Annotated in this window: 20 protein-coding genes and 1 tRNA gene; 11 read left to right on the top strand and 10 right to left on the bottom strand. The window is 33.6% G+C overall.

Translation table 11 applies throughout. The annotated features are described in order from the left end of the window. Positions 1 to 7: 7 nt before the first annotated feature. Both V7P59_RS12100 and V7P59_RS12095 read right to left on the bottom strand, forming a co-directional pair. The gene (locus tag V7P59_RS12100; protein WP_333810413.1) at positions 8 to 772 is read right to left on the bottom strand and encodes a ParA family protein; all 765 of its coding nucleotides are present in this window, start codon (positions 770 to 772) and stop codon (positions 8 to 10) included. Positions 773 to 920: 148 nt separating this feature from the next. Continuing rightward, the gene (locus tag V7P59_RS12095) at positions 921 to 2,048 is read right to left on the bottom strand and encodes a methionine aminotransferase (RefSeq protein ID WP_333810412.1); all 1,128 of its coding nucleotides are present in this window, start codon (positions 2,046 to 2,048) and stop codon (positions 921 to 923) included. A 311-nt stretch (positions 2,049 to 2,359) separates the two neighbouring features. Between V7P59_RS12095 and V7P59_RS12090 the strand changes: the two genes are divergently transcribed. After that, complete coding sequence (locus tag V7P59_RS12090) at positions 2,360 to 2,920, top strand: hypothetical protein (RefSeq protein WP_333810411.1); 561 nt, start codon at positions 2,360 to 2,362, stop codon at positions 2,918 to 2,920. Positions 2,921 to 2,973: 53 nt separating this feature from the next. On the opposite strand, the gene V7P59_RS12085 is transcribed toward V7P59_RS12090, so the two are convergent. Genes V7P59_RS12085 through udk form a run of 5 tightly spaced genes read right to left on the bottom strand, consistent with a single transcriptional unit; the run spans position 2,974 to position 8,052 of the window. Further along, positions 2,974 to 3,474 (bottom strand): hypothetical protein, encoded by a 501-nt coding sequence (locus V7P59_RS12085; protein ID WP_333810410.1) that lies wholly within the window; start codon positions 3,472 to 3,474, stop codon positions 2,974 to 2,976. A 3-nt stretch (positions 3,475 to 3,477) separates the two neighbouring features. Then, entirely contained in the window at positions 3,478 to 5,619 is a 2,142-nt protein-coding gene (gene scpA, locus V7P59_RS12080; RefSeq protein ID WP_333810409.1) for a methylmalonyl-CoA mutase, read from the bottom strand. 48 nt (positions 5,620 to 5,667) lie between these two features. Further along, positions 5,668 to 7,077: a methylmalonyl-CoA mutase subunit beta gene (locus V7P59_RS12075; RefSeq protein WP_333810408.1), complete on the bottom strand. Its 1,410-nt coding sequence runs from the start codon at positions 7,075 to 7,077 to the stop codon at positions 5,668 to 5,670. 11 nt (positions 7,078 to 7,088) lie between these two features. After that, positions 7,089 to 7,442: an FtsB family cell division protein gene (locus V7P59_RS12070; RefSeq protein ID WP_333810407.1), complete on the bottom strand. Its 354-nt coding sequence runs from the start codon at positions 7,440 to 7,442 to the stop codon at positions 7,089 to 7,091. Between the two features lies 1 nt (position 7,443). Further along, the gene (gene udk, locus V7P59_RS12065; protein WP_333810406.1) at positions 7,444 to 8,052 is read right to left on the bottom strand and encodes a uridine kinase; all 609 of its coding nucleotides are present in this window, start codon (positions 8,050 to 8,052) and stop codon (positions 7,444 to 7,446) included. A gap of 191 nt (positions 8,053 to 8,243) precedes the next feature. Here udk and V7P59_RS12060 point away from each other — a divergent pair. The 3 genes from V7P59_RS12060 to V7P59_RS12050 all read left to right on the top strand — a co-directional run bounded on the left by V7P59_RS12060 (position 8,244) and on the right by V7P59_RS12050 (position 9,953). Continuing rightward, a tRNA-Pro gene (locus V7P59_RS12060) sits at positions 8,244 to 8,318 on the top strand. Positions 8,319 to 8,448: 130 nt separating this feature from the next. Beyond that, the gene (gene trxB, locus V7P59_RS12055) at positions 8,449 to 9,396 is read left to right on the top strand and encodes a thioredoxin-disulfide reductase (RefSeq protein ID WP_333810405.1); all 948 of its coding nucleotides are present in this window, start codon (positions 8,449 to 8,451) and stop codon (positions 9,394 to 9,396) included. Between the two features lie 17 nt (positions 9,397 to 9,413). Continuing rightward, complete coding sequence (locus V7P59_RS12050) at positions 9,414 to 9,953, top strand: peroxiredoxin family protein (RefSeq protein WP_333810404.1); 540 nt, start codon at positions 9,414 to 9,416, stop codon at positions 9,951 to 9,953. 47 nt (positions 9,954 to 10,000) lie between these two features. On the opposite strand, the gene V7P59_RS12045 is transcribed toward V7P59_RS12050, so the two are convergent. Both V7P59_RS12045 and V7P59_RS12040 read right to left on the bottom strand, forming a co-directional pair. Then, a complete protein-coding gene (locus tag V7P59_RS12045) occupies positions 10,001 to 11,449 on the bottom strand; it encodes a glyceraldehyde-3-phosphate dehydrogenase (protein ID WP_333810403.1) in 1,449 nt (482 codons plus the stop codon). Positions 11,450 to 11,573: 124 nt separating this feature from the next. Further along, positions 11,574 to 12,956, bottom strand: coding sequence for a Do family serine endopeptidase (locus V7P59_RS12040; protein ID WP_333810402.1), 1,383 nt, complete (start codon positions 12,954 to 12,956; stop codon positions 11,574 to 11,576). Between the two features lie 123 nt (positions 12,957 to 13,079). Between V7P59_RS12040 and dapF the strand changes: the two genes are divergently transcribed. The 5 genes from dapF to V7P59_RS12015 all read left to right on the top strand — a co-directional run bounded on the left by dapF (position 13,080) and on the right by V7P59_RS12015 (position 17,270). Beyond that, positions 13,080 to 13,868, top strand: coding sequence for a diaminopimelate epimerase (dapF, locus tag V7P59_RS12035; protein WP_333810401.1), 789 nt, complete (start codon positions 13,080 to 13,082; stop codon positions 13,866 to 13,868). 31 nt (positions 13,869 to 13,899) lie between these two features. Continuing rightward, on the top strand, positions 13,900 to 14,430 hold the full coding sequence (locus tag V7P59_RS12030; RefSeq protein ID WP_333810400.1) for a GNAT family N-acetyltransferase: 531 nt from the start codon (positions 13,900 to 13,902) through the stop codon (positions 14,428 to 14,430). 13 nt (positions 14,431 to 14,443) lie between these two features. Further along, complete coding sequence (mltG, locus tag V7P59_RS12025; protein ID WP_333810399.1) at positions 14,444 to 15,484, top strand: endolytic transglycosylase MltG; 1,041 nt, start codon at positions 14,444 to 14,446, stop codon at positions 15,482 to 15,484. Between the two features lie 172 nt (positions 15,485 to 15,656). After that, on the top strand, positions 15,657 to 16,529 hold the full coding sequence (locus V7P59_RS12020; RefSeq protein ID WP_333810398.1) for a DUF2279 domain-containing protein: 873 nt from the start codon (positions 15,657 to 15,659) through the stop codon (positions 16,527 to 16,529). Positions 16,530 to 16,625: 96 nt separating this feature from the next. Beyond that, positions 16,626 to 17,270 (top strand): peptidoglycan-binding protein LysM, encoded by a 645-nt coding sequence (locus tag V7P59_RS12015; RefSeq protein WP_333810397.1) that lies wholly within the window; start codon positions 16,626 to 16,628, stop codon positions 17,268 to 17,270. Between the two features lie 2 nt (positions 17,271 to 17,272). Here V7P59_RS12015 and V7P59_RS12010 read toward each other — a convergent pair whose 3' ends face one another. After that, on the bottom strand, positions 17,273 to 17,992 hold the full coding sequence (locus V7P59_RS12010) for an SAM-dependent methyltransferase (RefSeq protein WP_333810396.1): 720 nt from the start codon (positions 17,990 to 17,992) through the stop codon (positions 17,273 to 17,275). Positions 17,993 to 18,306: 314 nt separating this feature from the next. Between V7P59_RS12010 and V7P59_RS12005 the strand changes: the two genes are divergently transcribed. Then, positions 18,307 to 20,055, top strand: a complete 1,749-nt coding sequence (locus V7P59_RS12005; protein WP_333810395.1) for a hypothetical protein — start codon at positions 18,307 to 18,309, stop codon at positions 20,053 to 20,055. Between the two features lie 8 nt (positions 20,056 to 20,063). Next, positions 20,064 to 21,228, top strand: a 1,165-nt coding sequence (locus tag V7P59_RS12000; protein WP_333810394.1) for a GEVED domain-containing protein, incomplete at its 3' end; no start/stop codon positions are given.

Here is a 21,228-nt window from a genome sequence, read left to right as displayed (position 1 = left end):
TACTCTATTATTGATTTTTCTTAATAATTTCTTCTGCTAAGTTCAAATAATTAGAAGCACCTTTACTGGTAGCGTCATAATTAATGATACTTTCTCCAAAACTAGGAGCTTCACTCAATTTAATGTTTCTTTGAATTACTGTTTCAAAAACCATATCGTTAAAGTGTTTTTGAACTTCTTCCACCACTTGGTTCGATAATCGTAAACGAGAATCATACATGGTTAGTAATAATCCTTCAATATCTAAACTTGGATTGTGAATTTTTTGCACACTTTTAATCGTGTTTAATAATTTTCCTAAACCTTCTAAGGCAAAATATTCACACTGAATTGGAATAACCACGCTATCAGCAGCAGTCAAAGCATTCAAGGTTAGTAAACCTAATGAAGGTGCACAATCAATTAAAATATAGTCATATTTGTCTTTTACACTTTCCAATGCTGTTTTTAGCATGTACTCGCGATTTTCTTTGTCTACCAATTCAATTTCGATAGCTACCAAGTCAATATGAGCTGGAATCACCGAAACATTTGGAGCCGTACAAGAAACAGTCGCTTCTTCAGGAGTAGCGCTATGTTCTAGAACTTGGTATGAACCAATTTCCACACTTTCTACATCAATACCTAAGCCTGAACTGGCATTAGCCTGTGGATCAGCATCGATTAAAAGTACCTTTTTTTCTAAAACACCAAGAGACGCCGCTAAGTTTACTGATGTAGTTGTTTTTCCTACACCACCTTTTTGATTGGCAATTGCAATGATTTTACCCATTTGATTATTGAAAATTTTAAGCTGTAAAAATACAATTATTTATGGTTTTTTCAAGGCAATTTTGTTAACAATGGGTTAAAGTGTTAGATGTCTTGATGTTAATTGTTTTTTTGTTCCAAATTGATTTAAAAAATAAGGTTCTTAACAATTATATTTGATTTAATTTTTCGGCTGCAGCAATTAATGTTTCATCTGTTTTAGCAAAACAAAAACGCAGCATGTGTCTATCCGTAGCATCATTATAAAAAACCGAAATCGGGATGGAAGCTACACCATGATTTACGATTAATTCCTTAGCAAAATCAACATCGTTTTTAGATGAAATTTGGTTGTAATTTACCACTTGAAAATACGTTCCATCACAAGGCATCAACTCAAAGCGACTGTCTTTGATTAAGTTTTGAAACAAATCACGTTTGCATTGGTACATTTTCGAAACTTTACTAAAATCCACCACATTCAAGTATTCCGAAATCGCATGTTGCGAAAAACTATTCACACTGAACACTAAAAATTGATGCACTTTCTTCATTTCGAACATTAGATTTTCCGGAGCAATTAAATAACCCACTTTCCAACCGGTAACGTGTAATGATTTTCCAAAAGAAGAAGCAATAATGGTTCGCTCCACTAATTTCGGACGTGTATTAAATGAAATATGCGGTTGTGAAAACGTAATGTATTCGTATACTTCGTCACCCAAAATAAGAATTTGAGGATGTTTTTCTAAAATGGTTTCCAAAGCTTCAAAGTCACTTTCTGTCCAAATTCTTCCTGTAGGATTGTGCGGATTATTAATGACAATTATTTTTGTTTTAGCTGAAATAGCGCTTTCAATTCGGTTGAAATTCGGCGTATAATCATCGTTTAAGGAAACACGAACGGGTTTTCCACCCGCTACCAAAACCGAAGGTTCGTAACTGTCATAACTTGGATCTAAAATCAACACTTCATCACCATGATTCACAAATGTGTTAATAGCAGTAAAAACGCCTTGTGTAGCACCAGCGGTAATCAATAGTTCAGTTGCTGTATTGACTTTTCTACTGTATTGTTTTAAAGTCTGATTCGCAATTTTTTCTAGTAACGAAGGCAAACCCGCCATCGGTGTATATTGATGAATGTTTTCTCGTATAATACGCACCGAAATTTGCAATAAACGTTCGTCTTCAGGGAAATTTGGAAATCCTTGTGATAAATTTATGGCTCCATGCTCATTCGCTAATTGCGACATTACGGAAAATATGCTAGTAGTTATGTTTGGTAGTTTTGACATGAGATAATTTAGTGAAAACGAAAATGCAATTTAAATATAGTTATATTGTTAATAATTTTCTTATGGATAATGGATTAACCACATAGAAACATAGTTAAAAAGATAGTTATAGCCAATTCATTGTTACACATAGCTATGTTTTCTATTGCAAAGTGAAACGACTTTTTAGAGTCTAATACCATCTATGTTTCTATGTGGTTTAAATTTTAAAAAGCAAATTCAATTTGATTTTATAATTCTTCAAAAATATAAAAAATATACACGCTCTAATTTCTTCAAATTACTTTATTTTGTGATTTAATTCTAAGATTTTGAAGATTGTAATACTAACACCAATGGAAATTGAGCGAGAAAAAGTCCTAAACGCTTTAGCTCGAATTCCGAATTTGAATCATAAGTACGAAGTAATCGTTTCTGGAATTGGTCGTGAAAGTACGGCTAAGGCGATGATGCAAATGCCACCACACGATATTTGTGTGTTAATGGGTTTTGCCGCTGTAGTTGGAAAAGAAGCCCATTTACCAGATTATTTGCATTTAGGAAAACCTATCGAAATTACCAATGCTTCGCTATACGGTTATGAAGGCGGTTTGTTTGAAAACGGAAAACCCATTATCACCGAAAAGCCAAAACTCAACTTACCTTGTTTGTCTTCTTTAACTTCTGATAAGTTTGTAAGAACAACCGATTTAGCCGAAAAGACGGTTGTAAATATGGAAGATTACACGTTTAAATATTTGAAGAAACCACAAGATTTTATCGTGCGCATCATCTCCGATTTTTTACCTCACGAAACCGAAATCGACTTTTTTGAAGAAGTGAAAAGTATTGATTTTTTAGAGGGTGTGAAGGCGGTGGATGGGATTAAATAAGAAAACCAGCTGTGAGGCTGGTTTTTTGTATAATATTAAAAAGGTTTGATTTTTTATTCGATGCTATCTCTTATTATTGTTGGGATTTGACAACGAAGAGTAGTTTGTTTAACAATATATTTTTTGTTTTCAAGTATTTTGAATTTCAAGTAATATTCTAAACTCAATTTGAATAAATCATCGTCTAAATTAATTATAGTGTCTATTGGAATAAACTGTTTGTTGAAATTATTTATTTCAGAATCTATAAGTTTAATTTTCTTTATTTCAGAATGCAAAAATTGTTTGTTTTGTTTCAATTCATTTGCATTAAGTTTTAATAATTTATTTGAAATCGAATCTATTTTTAGACTTTTATAATATTTTTTATTTCCACTTGGATGAATCATTTCATCTTCAATCATTAGTTTGATAACTTCTTCATTATAATAGATTTCTTCGTTTAAAAAATCTATTTCATGTTTTAGATTTATTTTTAAAGCTAAATCAGAATTATTTCTACAAGAAAATAATAAAATTGAAATTACAAATATTGTGATTGAATTTTTTAACATCATTTACTCCTCCAATAAAACCTCCAAAATTGTAATCGCGGCATCGCTAATTTTAGTTCCAGGACCAAAAACCGCTACAGCTCCTGCGTCGAATAAGAATTGGTAGTCTTGTGCTGGGATAACTCCTCCAACAATTACCATAATATCTTCTCTTCCGTATTTTTTTAGTTCTTCGATAACTTGTGGTACTAAAGTTTTGTGTCCCGCTGCTAAGGAAGAAACACCTAAAATATGTACGTCGTTTTCAACCGCTTGTTTCGCAGCTTCTTGTGGTGTTTGGAATAACGGACCAATGTCAACGTCAAAACCTACGTCGGCATAACCTGTTGCTACTACTTTCGCACCACGATCGTGACCGTCTTGTCCCATTTTCGCAATCATAATACGAGGACGACGCCCTTCTTTCTTCGCGAAAGCATCAGCTAATTGTTTTGCTTTTTCAAAACTTTCGTCGTTTTTAATTTCTTTACTATACACGCCGCTAAAACTTCTAATTTGTGCTTTATATCTTCCAAAAACTACTTCTAAAGCATCACTAATTTCACCTAATGTTGCTCTGTTTCTTGCTGCTTCTACGGCTAAAGATAGTAAATTTTCACCACCATTTTTAGCGCTTTCGGTTAATTTTGCTAAACATTCGGCAACTTTAGCGTTATCGCGAGTGGCTTTGATTTGTTCTAAACGTTCAATTTGTTGTTTGCGCACCATTTGGTTATCCACATCCAAAATATGTAACGGATCTTCTTTTTCCAAACGATATTTGTTCACCCCAACAATAATATCTTGTCCGCTGTCGATACGTGCTTGTTTTCGTGCGGCTGCTTCTTCAATTCGTAGTTTTGGAATTCCTGCTTCAATGGCTTTTGTCATTCCGCCAAGTTCTTCTACTTCCTGAATTAAAGCCCAAGCTTTTTCAGCAATTTCAGCCGTTAAACTTTCTACATAATAACTTCCTGCCCAAGGATCCACCGTTTTACAAATTTTGGTTTCTTCTTGTAAAAAGATTTGGGTATTACGAGCAATTCGTGCTGAGAAATCGGTTGGTAAAGCAATCGCTTCGTCCAAAGCATTGGTGTGTAAAGATTGTGTTCCTCCAAAAGCCGCTGCGGCTGCTTCAATAGCAGTTCGAGCCACGTTATTAAAAGGATCTTGCTCGGTTAAACTCCAACCCGAAGTTTGGCAATGCGTTCTTAAAGCCAATGATTTTTCGTCTTTTGGGTTGAATCGTTTCAATAGTTTTGCCCAAAGCATACGACCGGCACGCATTTTTGCAATTTCCATAAAATGATTCATTCCAATTGCCCAGAAAAACGAAAGGCGAGGAGCGAACGTATCAATATCCATTCCCGCTGCTAAACCAGTGCGAATGTATTCCAAACCATCTGCTAAAGTGTAAGCTAATTCAATATCAGCAGTAGCTCCCGCTTCTTGCATGTGGTAACCCGAAATCGAAATCGAGTTGAATTTCGGCATATTTTTACTCGTATATTCGAAAATATCCGCAATAATTTTCATTGAAGGCGTTGGTGGATAAATGTAGGTATTTCGCACCATGAATTCCTTCAAAATGTCATTCTGAATCGTTCCCGACAATAGGTTAGGAGCAACGCCTTGTTCTTCCGCAGCCACGATGTAGAATGCCATAATTGGTAAAACCGCACCATTCATCGTCATAGAAACCGACATTTCACCTAACGGAATTTGGTTGAAAAGGACTTTCATATCTTCCACTGAGTCAATCGCAACTCCAGCTTTTCCAACATCACCAACTACTCGTTCGTGATCCGAATCGTAACCTCTGTGTGTCGCTAAATCGAAAGCAACGGATAAACCTTTTTGTCCGGCTGCAAGATTTCTTCTGTAAAAAGCATTACTTTCTTCCGCAGTAGAAAATCCCGCATATTGACGGATTGTCCAAGGACGGCGAACGTACATGGTTGCGTAAGGTCCGCGTAAATTGGGTGCAAAACCAGCTCCAAAACCAAGGTGTTCTAAATCGGAAATATCTTCTTTAGAATAGGTTGGTTTTACTTCAATTCCTTCGGCAGTTGTGAATGAGTTTGGAGTTTGGAGTTTAGAGTTTGGAGAAACTTCTAACTTCTGACTTTTAACTTCTAACTTTAAATGTTGTATATCTTTTCTCATCTTTAGAGAATTTTTCAAATTAATAGAATTGGCACATTGACTAATTAGCTAAATTGCCTCATTATTCAATCGTTCTTGTTCTAATTTTTCAGCCAAACGTTTTTCAATTATCGGTGTGATTAACGTTTTTCTAGCGTTTTGTTTTACGAAAGGATACAATTCCAAATCGTTTTTCATTTGGTCGTTTTTGTTTGGATATTTGTTGGTTCCCAATAAAACTTCTTTCCCTGAATCGAAAAGTTCTTGTTCTTTTTGAGCGCTTTCGTTGATTTTTCTTTGAATCGTTCCATCGATTAATTGCGAAATCAAACCGCCATTTTTCTCGATATCTTTGAATAATTCCAAAGCTTTCTCGGCTAATTGTTCTGTTAACGTTTCGATATAATACGCACCGTCAGCAGGATTATTCACTTTATCGAAATAACTTTCGTGTTTTAAAACTAACAATTGGTTTCTCGAAATTCTATCGCCAAATTCGTTGTCTTTGTGATAAATAGCATCATAAGCTAAATTCGCAACTGCATCAGCTCCACCTAATATTGCCGACATACATTCCGTAGTCGTACGTAACATGTTTACGTTGTAATCGTATAAGGTTTTATTGCGTTTGGTTGGAGTTGCGATGATATGACAATCAAAATTATGATTGTATTCTGCTGCTAATGTGTTGAATAATATTCGTAAGGCTCTTAGTTTTGCTATTTCGAAAAAGTAATTCGTTCCAACTGCAACTTCAATCGTAATTGGTTGATTGATAGCTGGAATTCTATTGAAATATTCGTTTGCTTGTGCTAAAGTGTAAGCCAATTGTTGTAGAATATTCGCACCAGCATTTTGATAAATTCCACTTGAAATAGTTAAAAATGAAACCACCCCGCCCGTTGGGCACCCCTCCAAAGGATGGGAATTCTTAGCGATGATATCTAGCTTTTCGAAATCTTTTTCAAGGTTTTCAAACCAATTTCCATCTTTTGCTAATTGTCCAATTGGATCATTTTGGACGAAGATATTGGCTTTGTTTTTTGAAGCAAACTCGTTTATTTTATTCGAAAATTCTACAGAAAGAAAAGGTAAATTGAAATAATAATTCACATTTTCTAACGGAAGATTTTGCATCAATTCTTCAATTGAAATTGTATCGTTTTCAAAAGTAAAACGAACGCTCTCTGCTCCTCTTTGTAAGGTTTCTACCGCACGAGCATTCGATTTTTTTACATCATGAACAAAAATATTTTGAACAATTGCAAAAGGTTTAGAAGGAGTGATTGCATCAAGATTAACTTTTTCCGATACTTCGGAATCATCATTGTGATAAAACGGTTTCACTTTAATCCCTTCTGGACTTTCCCAAACTAAAGTTTCGTTGTAATCAGCACCTTTTAGTTCGTATTGAATTTGTTGCTTCCATTGTTTAGAAGAAACGGCTTCAAAATCGGAAAATAAATTGTTGTTAGCCACGAATTATATGTTTAATTGTTACTATTTGTTTTTTCGGCAGCCGCTTTCTTTTCGTCTTCAAATTCGATGATGTAGATGTCTTCGTTATCGCGTTTCATGTAATATTTTTCGCGAGCGTATTTTTCTACACGATCATCGTTTTTCAATTCTTTTATTTTTATGCTGTCTTTTTTGATTTCATTTTTGTAATACTGAATATTATCTTCGATTTCTTCAATTTCTTTATCTAAAACACGATGTTCCAAATACGAATAATTGTCGAAAAAAAGCATCCATATCGTAAAGAGCACTAAAAACACAATATATCGATTCACTAAAATTTTCAGTGAGGGATATTTTGTAATTAAACTCTTTATCTTTTTCATTTTAAGCGATTCTTTGATTGATTACGGCACGCACTACGTCAATGGCAACCGTATTATATTTGTCATTTGGAATAATGATGTCAGCAAACGCTTTTGTTGGCTCGATGAATTGTTCGTGCATAGGTTTTAAAGTAGTTTGATAACGATTCAAAACTTCTTCCATATCACGACCACGTTCTGCAATATCACGTTTTAAACGGCGAATCAAACGCTCGTCAGAATCCGCATGAACGTATACTTTAATATCAAACATTTCTCTTAATTCCGGATTCGTTAAAATTAAGATACCTTCTACAATCATTACTTTTCTTGGATGGGTGATAACTTTGTCGTCAGTTCTGTCATGTGTAACAAAAGAATAAACGGGTTGTTCAATTGTTTTTCCTGCTTTTAAATCTTTAAGATGTGCTACTAATAATTCAAAATCAATTGCTCTTGGATGATCGAAATTGATTTTTGTTCGCTCTTCATAACTTAAATGATGCGTTTCTTTATAGTATGAATCTTGAGAAATGATACCTACTTCAGAAGAAGGTAACTCATTCATGATCTGATGAACAACTGTTGTTTTTCCACTTCCGGTGCCACCGGCAATTCCAATAATTAACATATAAAAGGTTGTCTTGTTTAATTTTAGCAAAAATAGAAATAATATTCTAAGTGTTTTTTGTTTTTGACTAGAAAGTTTCAACTTACTATGCTAAAAAAATATAGGTGAAAAAGGAACTAAAATTTATTTTAAAAAAAGAATTGATTTGTTTGGAACAATAGAAATTAGTTATATATTTGCAACCTCATTTACGGGGTGTAGCGTAGCCCGGTTATCGCGCCTGCTTTGGGAGCAGGAGGCCGCAGGTTCGAATCCTGCCACCCCGACAAACCTTCTTGAAATCTCAGGAAGGTTTTTTATTTTTAAAAACTATACATTTATAATTAAAACTAATTTATTTTTAAGAAATAATTTTAATTAAAAACATACATTTGCTATTCTTAAAAGATTAAAAATATGTCAGATACAATTGAAAAAGTAAAATGTTTAATTATAGGTTCGGGTCCTGCGGGTTATACTGCGGCAATTTATGCGGCCAGAGCTAATATGAATCCCGTATTATATCAAGGTACACAGCCAGGCGGTCAGTTAACGACAACTAATGAAGTGGAAAATTTTCCAGGTTACCCAGATGGTGTAACAGGTCCGGAAATGATGGTGCAATTACAAGCACAAGCGCAACGTTTTGGAACTGATGTTCGTGATGGATGGGTTACAAAAGTTGATTTTTCTGCTGAACCACATAAAATATGGGTAAATGATACCAAAGAAATTCATGCTGATACGGTTATCATTTCTACAGGAGCTTCGGCTAAATATTTAGGATTAGAATCGGAGCAACATTATTTAAAATTAGGTGGAGGTGTTTCTGCCTGTGCGGTTTGTGATGGTTTTTTTTACAGAAATCAAGAAGTAGTAATCGTTGGAGCAGGAGATAGTGCTTGTGAAGAAGCACATTACTTATCTAAATTATGTAAAAAAGTAACGATGTTAGTGCGTAGTGATAAATTTAGAGCTTCTAAAATTATGGCAGAGCGTGTACAAAAAACAGAAAATATCGAAATTTTAATGCACACGGAAACAGAAGAAGTTTTAGGTGACGGACAAGTGGTTACTGGAGTAAAAGTTAAAAACAGGGCTACAGGAGAAACGAAAGAAATTCCAGCAACTGGGTTTTTCGTAGCGATTGGTCACAAACCAAACACAGATATTTTTGCGGATTACATTACGTTAGACGAAACAGGTTATATCGTAAATGTACCAGGAAGTTCTAAAACAAATGTACCAGGTGTTTTTGTAGCTGGTGATGCAGCAGATCATGTATATCGTCAGGCAATTACGGCTGCGGGAACAGGTTGTATGGCAGCTTTAGATGCAGAACGTTATTTGGCTTCAAAAGAGTAATTGTAAATTGCAATATCATGAAAACTAAGAAAATTTTTTTATTGGTATTTTTTATTGGTGTTTCTGTATTGGTTTATTATTTTGCTAATTCCAAAAAGGCATCATATTTACCTTCACCAAAATTTATTCCTGTTGAAGAACAGAAGGTAGTTGGGTTTTATGATTGGTCATTAATTGGTCCAACTGCAGTAGAAAAAAGTATGTATGTGGATCAAAATAATGTTATTCTAATTCATATGTGGGATGTAAATGATCCAAATGTGGTGGAAGAATTAGAAACGTTACAAACCATATATGATGAGTATAAAACCAAAGCTCAGTTTTATTTTGTAACTAAAAATTCGCAAATTGAAGTTCGAAATTTCATTGAGCAACACCAGTTTACTTTTCCGGTATATTTTAGTCTGAGTCGAATTCCGAAACCTATGGAGTTTACTTTTCCAACAAGTACTTATTTGCTAAGTAAAAAAGGAAGAATTGTTGTAGAATCTAAAGTAGCAACCAATTGGGATGATGATGCGCTTAGAGTAGTTATGAACAACTTGGTAAAGCAATAAACAAAAAAACTCCTATTTAATAGGAGTTTTTTATTTATGGCCATCTACTAATAGTAGCTGTATCTTCTTACTTTAGCAATGTATTTCGCTAAACGAATTACTTGGTGGCTATAACCGTACTCGTTATCGTACCAAACGTACATTACAATGTTTTTTCCATCTCCAGAAACAATGGTAGCATTACTGTCAAAAATTGCAGGAGCAGAAGTTCCTACGATATCAGAAGATACTAATTCATTATTTAAAGAGTATTTAATTTGCTCTACAAGATCGCCTTCTAAAGCATATTTTTTCATGATGTTGTTTACTTCTTCAATTGAAGTTTCTTTTCCAACTTCTAAATTCAATACTACTAATGAACCATTTGGAACAGGAACACGGATTGCATTTGAAGTTAATTTTCCAGCTAATGCAGGTAAAGCTTTTGCAACAGCACTTCCAGCACCAGTTTCCGTAATAACCATGTTTAATGCAGCAGCACGACCTCTACGGTATTTTTTGTGCATGTTATCTACTAAGTTTTGGTCATTCGTGTATGCGTGAATCGTTTCTAAATGCCCTTTAACCACTCCTAAAGTATCTTCAACCGCTTTTAAAACTGGAGTAATTGCATTAGTTGTACAAGAAGCTGCAGAGAAAATATTTACTTCGTCTGGATTGTAATCTTCGTGATTTACTCCATAAACGATATTTGGAACTCCTTTTCCTGGAGCTGTTAATAACACTTTGTCAGCTCCTTTTGAAGTTAAATGACGTTTTAATGCTTCTTCTGTAGTGAAAGCTCCAGTGTTGTCGATTACTAAAGCATCTTCAATTCCGTAAGCCGTATAATCAATTTCTTCAGGTGTGTTTGCTGTAATGATGTGAACTGTTGTTCCGTTAATCAATAAAGCATTGTTTTCTGGATCAGCTATAACCGAACCATTGAAATCGCCATGAACTGAGTCGTAACGTAATAAAGAAGCTCTTTTTTCTAATAAAACAGCATCATTTTTATCTCTAGTTACAATAGCTCTTAAACGTAATTGTTGTCCTTTTCCAATTTTAGACATCATTTCACGAGCTAATAAACGACCAATTCTACCAAATCCGTATAATACTACATCTTTTGGTTTGATTTCTTGATAGTTTTTTGCATTCTTTAATTTGTCAATGACAAATGCTTTAGCATCATTATATTTATCGTCTTCTAAATGATATTCGTAAGTTAATTTTCCAATATCAATTCTAGATGGTGGTAAATCTAGGTCTAAGATGGCATTTGCAATTTCAACTGAATCAAAAACGTTAATTGGTTTTCCAACGAAAGCACCAGCATATTCATGTAAGTTGATGATTTCGCTAACGTTTTTGTCGATTAATTGATTGCGGAATAAAACCAATTCAATTGATTTATCATACCATAAATCACTAATGATTTTAATGAATTCTACACCAGCTTTTCTTCTATCTGCTTGAAAAGCTAATTCTTTTTCGTATAAAGAGATATTGCTCATGAAAATAAATGTGTTGTTTTGTGGTGCAAAAGTATAGATTTCAATCGTTTTCGTAAAATTTTTTTAATAAAAAAACCAGACCTTTTATAAGTCTGGTTAGAAATCAATATCCTTATGGATTTTTTTACATAATAATACTATACATCTGACCGTTTTTTGAAATAATTTGGTATCTCGCTTTCTGATTTTCTTTCTTAGCTAAATAGCTAGAAACGGTTTCCATATCTTTTGCAGGTCTACCATCGATACTTAAAATTACAGCTCCATTTAAAATATTACTGTATTCTGTAAATTCTGGGTTATTTACTTTTTTAATTTTGATGCCTTCTTTTACATTGAATTGTTTTTTGTCAGCTGCATCCAAATCTTCAAACTCAATTCCGTTGAATTCGTAATTCAAAATTTCCTTCTTAGTTAACTTTACAGGAAGTGTTCTTTGTTTACCATCGCGTAAGATACTAACTTGAATTACATCATTTGGACGTTTTGTGTTGATATAAGCAGATAATTCGGCAAAACTATTAATTTTTTTATCATCTAATTGAACAATAATGTCGCCTTTGGTTAAACCTGCTTTTTCAGCTCCAGAATTTTTAGTTACTTTATTAATATAAAAACCTTGTGTTTCTTTGATGCCTAATTCTTTGGCGTAGTTTGAGTTTAACTCACCACCTTCAATTCCTAAAACGCCTCTTTGTACATTTCCAAATTGCATCAAATCTTCGATAATTTTTCGAGTCAAATTCGAAGGAACAGCAAACGAGTAACCAGCATAACTTCCTGTGGGTGAAGAAATCATCGTATTAATTCCAACCAATTCTCCACGAGTGTTTACTAAAGCACCACCACTGTTTCCCTGATTAACCGCAGCATCCGTTTGAATAAACGATTGAATTCCATTATTAGATAAATTTCTGGCTTTTGCTGATACAATTCCTGCAGTAACAGTAGAGTTTAAGTTGTATGGATTTCCAACTGCTAAAACCCATTCGCCTACTTTGATGGCATCAGAATCTCCAAAAACTACATAAGGTAGTTTTTCGTCCGCTTCCACTTTTAATAAGGCAATATCCATTTTGGAATCGGTTCCAATCAATTTCGCTTTATAAGATTTGTTGTTGTTTAGTGTTACTTCTAATTCTGTTGCATCTTGGATAACGTGATTGTTGGTCACAATGTAGCCATCTTCTGTAATAATAACTCCAGAGCCTGTGCCAATTTGCGTTTGTTCTCTAGAACCTTGATAGCCATAGAAAAATTCCATTAAAGGATTGCTAGGAACTTTTGAAACACTCACATTTTTAACGTGAACTACAGCATGAATAGTATTTTCCGCTGCGGTAGTAAAATCTATATTTTCTGCACCTAAGCTAACATTTTTAGCATAATTAGGTGAAGCTAGAGTTAATTTTCCTGAATTATCAGGTTCTAAAAATAATTTGTAAGCGCCTAATGTTATAGCTCCACTGAATAATGATACGAATAGTAAACTTCCAAATTTTTTCATAATTTTTAAATTTATGTTATTCAAAATTAAAAACATTTTTATTTCACAAAATCACTTTAACGCTCGATTAACAATGTTTAACATCTTATTAATAATTCGTACTTTTGTATAAATTAATAAGCAATGCAACTTACATTTTATAAATATCAAGGAACAGGAAATGATTTTGTAATGATTGATAATCGCACAGAATTTTTCCCCAAAAATAATACCAAACTTGTTGCACAATTATGTGATAGAAGATTTGGGATTGGTGGCGATGGTTTAATTCTATTAGAAAATCATCCACAATATGATTTTAAAATGGTTTACTATAATTCGGATGGTAATGAAAGTTCGATGTGTGGTAATGGTGGAAGATGTTTGGTTGCATTTGCTAAACAAATGGGTGTTATCGAAAATAAAGCCGAGTTTGAAGCTGTAGATGGTTATCATTACGCAACCATAGATAATAATGGAATTGTGGCGCTTCAAATGAAAGATGTTGATACAATTCATCAGCATGAAGACTATACATTTTTAAATACGGGTTCGCCACATCATGTGCAATTGGTTGACAATTTAATAGAATTAGATATTAAAACGGAAGGAGCAAAAATTCGTTATTCCGATTTGTATGGAAAAGCAGGAAGTAATGTTAATTTTGTGTACCAATTAGCAAATGACATTTTTGCAGTTCGTACTTATGAGCGTGGAGTGGAAGATGAAACTTTGTCGTGTGGTACAGGAGTAACAGCCGTTGCCATCGCCATGCATCAAAATGGAAAAACAAATAATAACATCATCGATTTAAACGTAGAAGGCGGTAAATTAAAAGTACAATTTGATGTAGATAATGGAAAATATACCAACGTTTTCTTAATAGGACCCGCAACTTTTGTTTTTGAAGGGAAGATTAATTTAGATTTTTGAATTTGTAATTGAACTTGAACTTGAAATCGAAATGATAACACTTAAAGGAAATACCATATACTTACGTGCACTTGAACCTGAAGATTTAGAGTTTATTTATGCAATAGAAAACAATGAATCAATTTGGGAAGTGAGCAACACACAAACCCCTTATAGTCGATTTTTGATTCGTCAGTATCTAGAAAATGCACATCAGGATATTTACGAAGCCAAACAATTGCGCTTAGCTATTTGCTTAAATGATACTTTCGAAGCAGTGGGTTTAATCGATTTGTTTGATTTTGATCCTAAAAATAATAGAGCAGGAGTTGGGATTGTAATTTCAAATGAAGCTAATAAAAATTTAGGTATTGGTTCAGAGGCATTACAACTTGTTATCAACTATGCTTTCCATCAATTACAATTGCATCAATTATATGCAAATATTGGTTCAAAAAATGAAATTAGTATTTCTCTTTTTACTAAATTTGGCTTTCAAAAAATCGGAATAAAAAAAGATTGGAATCAAATTAACAATCAATACGAAGACGAAATTTTGTATCAATTAATCAATCACATTTAAAAAAGATAACCCCTTGAACCTAAAAAAACTTATTTCGATAATAGCAGTAGCTGGAATCGTAATCGCATCGATAGTAGGAACTTATGTTTATTTTAAAGCATTTACAGCTAATACACAATTTGCACAAGATGAGGTATTTGTTTTTGTGCCCACAGGAGCTAATTATGCTGAAGTAAAAGAAATGTTAACACCTTTAGTTAAAGATATTGAAAAATTTGATTTTGTAGCAACATCTAGAAATTACGATACCAATGTAAAATCAGGTAAGTTTTTGTTAAAAAAGAACATGACGAGTTTTGATATTGTTAGAAGTTTACGCTTGAATGTTCCTGTAAAAGTGGCATTTAACAATCAAGAAACTTTAGGGAAGTTAGTGCAACGATTAGCTACTCAATTAGAACCAGATAGTTTAAAATTAGAAGTAGCCTTCACTAATACACCTTTTTTAGAAGAAAATGGATTAACCGAAGAAACAGCATTAGCTCTTTTTATTCCTAATACTTACGAGTTTTATTGGAATACACCTGCAGAAAAGATTGCCGAAAAATTAGCAAAAGAATATCGTATTTTTTGGAATAATGAACGCTTAGAGAAAGCAAAAGCTAAGAATTTAACTCCAATTCAAGTATATACATTAGCTTCAATTGTACATAAAGAAACAGCAAAAGTTGATGAAAGACCAACAGTTGCAGGGGTTTATTTGAATCGTTTACAGCAAGATATGCCACTACAAGCTGATCCAACTATTATTTTCGCAATTAAAAAACGTTCTGGCGATTTTGATCAAGAAATCAAACGTGTTTTCTTTAATGATTTGCGAATTAATTCTCCTTACAATACTTATGTAAATAAAGGTTTGCCACCTGGACCAATTGCTATGCCTGATGTTTCGGCTATAGATGCAGTTTTAAATGCTGAAAAACACGATTACATTTATTTTTGTGCTAATCCAGATAAACCTGGCTATCACGCTTTTGCATCTAGTTATGAAGCGCACCAAGTAAATGCTAAAAAATATGCAGAGTGGGTGACGAAGTTAGGAATTGATCGTTAATTTTTAGAAGCGAATGGCTTGGGCTTTATCAGTAAACCATTTTCCTGCTTTCCATTTCAATCTATGCTTTCAGCATAGGATTTTCATTTCAAATGCTAATTCAACGAACACCAAAAACAAATATAAAATTAGTGAGTTAATCAGGGCTAGTTGGCTATTCGTTTTTCTGTTTGTGTCTGTTTTTTCTCAGGCACAATCAAATATCAATATTTTCTTAAAACCTTCTGATACTGTAAATAAACCAAGAAGAACAGCTGTTTATGTGGGTGAATCAGTCGTTCTAGGAGCAACTCTAATTGGTTTAAACCAACTTTGGTATAAAGATTATCCAAAATCAACTTTTCATTTCATTAACGATAATAATCAGTGGTTACAAATGGATAAATTAGGGCATCTGTATTCTACTTATCATTTAGGTAGGGTAGGTGCTGAAATGTTGCAATGGAGTGGCGCTTCAAAAAAAGAACAACTCATTTATGGTTCCACTCTTGGATTAGGATTTTTAACTGTAGTGGAGGTTTTTGATGGTTTTTCGCAACAGTGGGGTGCATCATCAGGTGATATTTTTGCAAATGTTTCTGGAACAGCACTATATGTCTCACAAGAATTACTCTGGAAAGAACAACGCATTACTCCAAAATTTTCATTTCATCAAACAAAATTTGCTTCCCAACGTCCGGAAACACTCGGCTCATCTTTAAACGAAGAAATTTTAAAAGATTATAATGGACAAACGTATTGGTTGTCATTTAATATTCATTCGTTTACAAAAGATAAGTTGGTTCCAAAGTGGCTAAACCTTGCAATTGGCTATGGTGGAGAAGGCATGTTATATGGAAATGATGAAGAAGCAATTGAAAATGGAGTTATTCAAAATCCATATCGTCAATTTTATCTAAGTTTGGATGTTGACTTAACGAAAATTCCTACAAAATCACATTTTTTAAAGACACTTTTTTCCGTTTTTAATACTATAAAAATTCCTGCGCCAACTTTGCAATATGATGATTTTAACGGACTTAAAGCGCACTTCATCTACTTTTAGGAATTATTAACATGCTGTAAATCAATATTCTAATTTTTTTTGTATATTTGCATCGGTAATTTCAGATGGGTGACAGACGCTGAGAAATAACAATTCATGATAAAAAAAAGGTCGTATTTCATAGGATTGACACTCCTAGTTTTATTAGTTTCTTCGGGTTTTATAACTTTTAAAGAAGAAAAATTGGAAGGTTTTCATTTGTCGAATTTTGAAGTAATAAACTATCATGTTCCAAATGAATACGAAACAGAAGAGGTTTTATTGGTAAAAGTACCGCATGTAGGTAAATCATTTGCTGGTTTTGCACAAAAAATGGCTTACAAAGAGTCAAGAGGTATGTTACATTTGATTAACCCTTATGGTTACATGGGTAAATACCAATTCGGAAGAAGTACACTACGTACTATAGGTATTTATGATTTTCAAGAATTTTTACGTAATGCTGAATGGCAAGATGAAGCTTTCAAAGCTTTAATAGCACGTAATAAATGGGAATTACGAAAAGAAATTCAAAAATACTCAGGTAGAGTTATAAATGGTGTTGAAATTACAGAGTCAGGTTTAGTAGCTGCAGCTCATTTAGGAGGAGCAAGTTCTGTAAAGAAATATTTGAGAAGTAACGGTCGTAATGGTTTCAAAGATGGTTTTGGAACATCGTTATCAAGCTATATAAGAAAATTTTCAAATTATGATATTTCACACATCGAAGCAGATGCGAATGCTAAAGTAGATTTAGAGTAATTCTACATTTTATGAATAATAAAAATACAAGGTCGATTATGTAAATCGGCCTTTTCTTTTTTCCATTGGTTTATAGTTTTGGTTTTGATGAATTCTGTTGGTAACGTAATATCACAAGCAACACATAAAAGTGTGTTGGGTTGTAAAATTTGCAACAAATCTTCCATTAATTTATTGTTTCTGTAAGGTGTTTCAATAAACAATTGTGACTGATTTTTATCTTGCGACAAACGTTCGAAATTTTTTAATGCTTGTTTTTTATCGTTTTTGTCGATAGGTAAGTATCCATTAAAAGCAAAACTTTGCCCGTTCATTCCACTAGCCATCAAAGCTAATAAAATAGAACTTGGACCTACTAAAGGTACTACTTGAATTCCTTTTTCATGAGCTAACTTTACAATAACAGCACCTGGATCAGCAATTCCTGGGCATCCAGATTCACTCATTAATCCAATATTTTCTCCTCTTAATAAAGGTTGGATAAATTCGTTATATTCAGCAATATCTGTATGTTTATTTAGAACAGAAATCTTTAAATCGGGTTGTTTTTTTTCCGGATGAATGCTTTTGATAAATTTTCGGGCGGTTTTCTCGTTTTCAACAATGTAGTGATCGATAAAATTAATGGCTCTTTTGATTGTTTGAGGTAAAACATCTTCAGGAGCTACCGTAGTTTCACCAGGATTAGATAATGTACATGGAATTAAATATAGTTTGCCCAATTTTTTCTTTTTTGCAAATTTAACTAATTAATTATAAAAATTTTCGATTTTATCTTTTATCTAATGTTTTTAATAATGATTTTTTAATAAAATTTGTTGTGTATTTTTAAAAATTATGTATATTTTTTTTAAAAAAATTATATATATTTGTCCAACAGGTATTATTTAATGAAGAAAAAATAAAGGATATTTAAAACCTTTTTTAAACTTCAATTTTATTTAACTCAATCTGTCTCGTCAATTATCCCTATAAATTTGTCGAATTCGGTTTTATGACCGTTTATTTTTAATTTATTTTAAAACTATAAATTTGTATGGAAAAAAAATTACCCGCAACAGTTGGATTATGTAAACTTAATTTTAAAAGTAAATTTTTATTTTTTAATTTTTTTCTATTTTTAATCATTCCATTAAGTTCTTATGCCCAGACTAAAGGAGGAGCATTGTTTGATAGATTAATTTTTACACAGTCTACTGGTTCTTATGTACCAATTTCAGGTGGTACTATTTGGCAAACAGGAAGTGCTTTAAGTACCGATGCTGTAACAACTGCTCCTATCGGTTTTAATTTTGTTTTTGATGGTTCGAGTTATTCAACTGTAGGTATTTCTAATAATGGATTTATTACTTTTGGTACTACAGCATCAGCTACAAATAATTATAATCCAATCGCTTCAACTACTACTTATTCAGGTGCTATTTCAGGTTATGGTATTAATCTAGTTGCATCCCCAGTTTCAGGGGTTTCACCTGAAATTAGATATGAAACAATAGGAGCTTTACCAAATAGAATTTTTGTTGTGCAATTTCAAGATTTGGGACGTACAGGAATTGCGGGAGATCGAATGAATTTTCAAATACGATTATCTGAAACGACAAATATTATTACTATTGTTTATGGTACTTGGGCAGCATCAACAACAACTACTTCAGTTGCGAATTTTGGTCAAGTGGGTTTAAGAGGTGAAGATAGATTCGATTATCATACAAGAATGGTAACTGCAACTTCACCATACACAACCTGGTTAACTTCTGGAGGTGCTGGTGATCATGGAGGAACTACGCAATTACAAACTGCAACATCTTCAACTACAGCAGCTGGTCCAAATCAGGTTCGTTATAACAATACTTGCATCCCTGCTTCAGGTACTACATATACATGGACACCTATTTCAAGTTCTTTTTATCAAACATTAACAGCTGGTTCTTACTCGCAAAATTTTGATTCATGGTCTAATCTTCAATCCATCAATGATGTACCAGGAAATGGAATTATAGTGCATCCATCAAATAGCGCTTTGTCAATTAGAAGAAACTCTGAAACTACAGCAAATGCAGCTTGGGCATCATTAAGTGGTGCTTTTACAATTTCTTCACCAGCCTCAGGTTCTACAGCAAGATTTCATACTTATGACGCGCCAAATGCAGCATCTGGTTTTAAAGGTTATATGGACTTTTTTATTGACTTGAGCCCTATGGGAAGTAAAGTATTAACTTTTGATTTTATTAATACTTCTACTACCACGGTACCTGAGAATTTCAAAATATATTTATCAACGGATGGAGGTCAAACTTTTGGCTCTGCATTGTATACAACAGGGGTTGTAGGTTCATGGACTACACAAACGGTTTCTCTAGGAAATGTAATGTCCCCTACTTCAGTAATAAGATTTGAAGCAACGGGAGATTTTGGTACGACTGATATGGGTATAGATAATGTTCTGATAACAAATTCAGCATTTACATGCTCAGGAACTCCTAATGTTGGAACTTCATCTATTTCTTTTGGGACTTGTGCAACTTCAACATATACTTTGTCAAATAATGGAGTTTTTAGTGATACGGGATTATCTTTTCAGTGGAAAAAATCAATTGATGGGGGCAATGTTTGGTTAAATCTTGGATCTGCTACTTCGTCTTATACCAATATAACAGATGTGCCTGGTAGTAATGCTTTGTATAGATTAGATGTTACTTGTTTAAATATAGGGGGGGGGCTACCAGTTCTAATGTTGTTTCTTTTACTTCAGGTTTGTGTTATTGTATTCCTACAGGTAATTTAACAAGTTCTTTGCAAAATATTTCTAATGTTAATTTTGCAGGTATAAATAATTCTTCTACTTACGTAGCTGGTGTTTTTTATGAAGATTTCACAGCAACACCTCCAGCTAGTGTTGTACAAGGAAATACCTATCCAATTACTGTTTCTTTTCCTGCTCCTGGAGGCGGTACAACTTCATATTTAAATGTTTTTGTAGATTGGAATCAAAATGGAGTTTTTACAGACCCTGGTGAAGAATACCAAATAGGCACAGCTTCTGGTAATCAAACTACATCGCTCACGGGGAATATTTTAGTACCTTCTAATGCGAATTTAGGATTTACAAGGATGCGAGTTATGTATAGAGTTACAGGGAATTATTCAACTCCTTGTCAAACATCTGTTAATTATTTTAATGCAGAAGATTATACTGTGAATGTATCTTCACCTCCACTAGCAATAACAAGTTTTACATCTACATCAGTTTGTACAGGTTTATCAACCTCGATTGTGATAACGGGCTCTGCTTTTTCCAATGTAACCGATGTTTTATTTAATGGGGTTTCCGCTGCTTCTTTTACGGTTAATAGTACCACTCAAATTACTGCAACCACACCAACAAATGTTTCAACAGGATTAATAACAGTGGTAACATCAAGTGGTTCAACCTCTAGTAGTATAAACTTAGTGGTAAATCCAAATAATACTGTTGGAGATGCTTCATCAAGTCCTACGGCTTGTATTAATACAGCGATAACAAACATCACACATACTACAACTAGCGCAACAGGAATTGGAACTGCAACAGGTTTACCAGCAGGTGTGATAGCTACATGGGCATCGAATACGATAACGATTTCAGGAACACCATCAGCTGCAGGTACATTCAACTACAGTATTCCATTGACAGGAGGTTGTGGAACAGTAAATGCAACAGGCACTATTACGGTAACTGCAGCTAATACGGTAAGTGCAGCCTCATCAAGTCCTACGGTTTGTATCAATACATCGATAACAAATATCACGCATACCACAACAGGAGCTACAGGAATTGGAGTTGCTACAGGATTACCAACGGGAGTAACGGCAGCTTGGGCATCAAATACGATAACGATTTCAGGTACACCATCAGCTGCAGGAACATTCAACTACAGTATTCCATTGACAGGAGGTTGTGGAACAGTAAATGCAACAG

Origin of the sequence: Flavobacterium sp., assembly GCF_036782315.1 — a bacterium.
Taxonomy (GTDB): Bacteria; Bacteroidota; Bacteroidia; order Flavobacteriales; family Flavobacteriaceae; genus Flavobacterium.
The sequence above is the reverse complement of the archived record's forward strand: the minus strand, read 5'-3'. Positions and strand labels throughout refer to the sequence as shown.

Coding starts and splice junctions, on each gene's coding strand:
- V7P59_RS12040 (WP_333810402.1), bottom strand. CDS start 12,956: ATGAAAAAATTTGGAAGTTTACTATTCGTATCATTATTCAGTGGAGCT.
- V7P59_RS12045 (WP_333810403.1), bottom strand. CDS start 11,449: ATGAGCAATATCTCTTTATACGAAAAAGAATTAGCTTTTCAAGCAGAT.
- trxB (WP_333810405.1), top strand. CDS start 8,449: ATGTCAGATACAATTGAAAAAGTAAAATGTTTAATTATAGGTTCGGGT.
- dapF (WP_333810401.1), top strand. CDS start 13,080: ATGCAACTTACATTTTATAAATATCAAGGAACAGGAAATGATTTTGTA.
- V7P59_RS12070 (WP_333810407.1), bottom strand. CDS start 7,442: ATGAAAAAGATAAAGAGTTTAATTACAAAATATCCCTCACTGAAAATT.
- udk (WP_333810406.1), bottom strand. CDS start 8,052: ATGTTAATTATTGGAATTGCCGGTGGCACCGGAAGTGGAAAAACAACA.
- V7P59_RS12015 (WP_333810397.1), top strand. CDS start 16,626: ATGATAAAAAAAAGGTCGTATTTCATAGGATTGACACTCCTAGTTTTA.
- V7P59_RS12005 (WP_333810395.1), top strand. CDS start 18,307: ATGGAAAAAAAATTACCCGCAACAGTTGGATTATGTAAACTTAATTTT.
- scpA (WP_333810409.1), bottom strand. CDS start 5,619: ATGAGAAAAGATATACAACATTTAAAGTTAGAAGTTAAAAGTCAGAAG.
- V7P59_RS12050 (WP_333810404.1), top strand. CDS start 9,414: ATGAAAACTAAGAAAATTTTTTTATTGGTATTTTTTATTGGTGTTTCT.
- V7P59_RS12085 (WP_333810410.1), bottom strand. CDS start 3,474: ATGTTAAAAAATTCAATCACAATATTTGTAATTTCAATTTTATTATTT.
- V7P59_RS12030 (WP_333810400.1), top strand. CDS start 13,900: ATGATAACACTTAAAGGAAATACCATATACTTACGTGCACTTGAACCT.
- V7P59_RS12095 (WP_333810412.1), bottom strand. CDS start 2,048: ATGTCAAAACTACCAAACATAACTACTAGCATATTTTCCGTAATGTCG.
- V7P59_RS12100 (WP_333810413.1), bottom strand. CDS start 772: ATGGGTAAAATCATTGCAATTGCCAATCAAAAAGGTGGTGTAGGAAAA.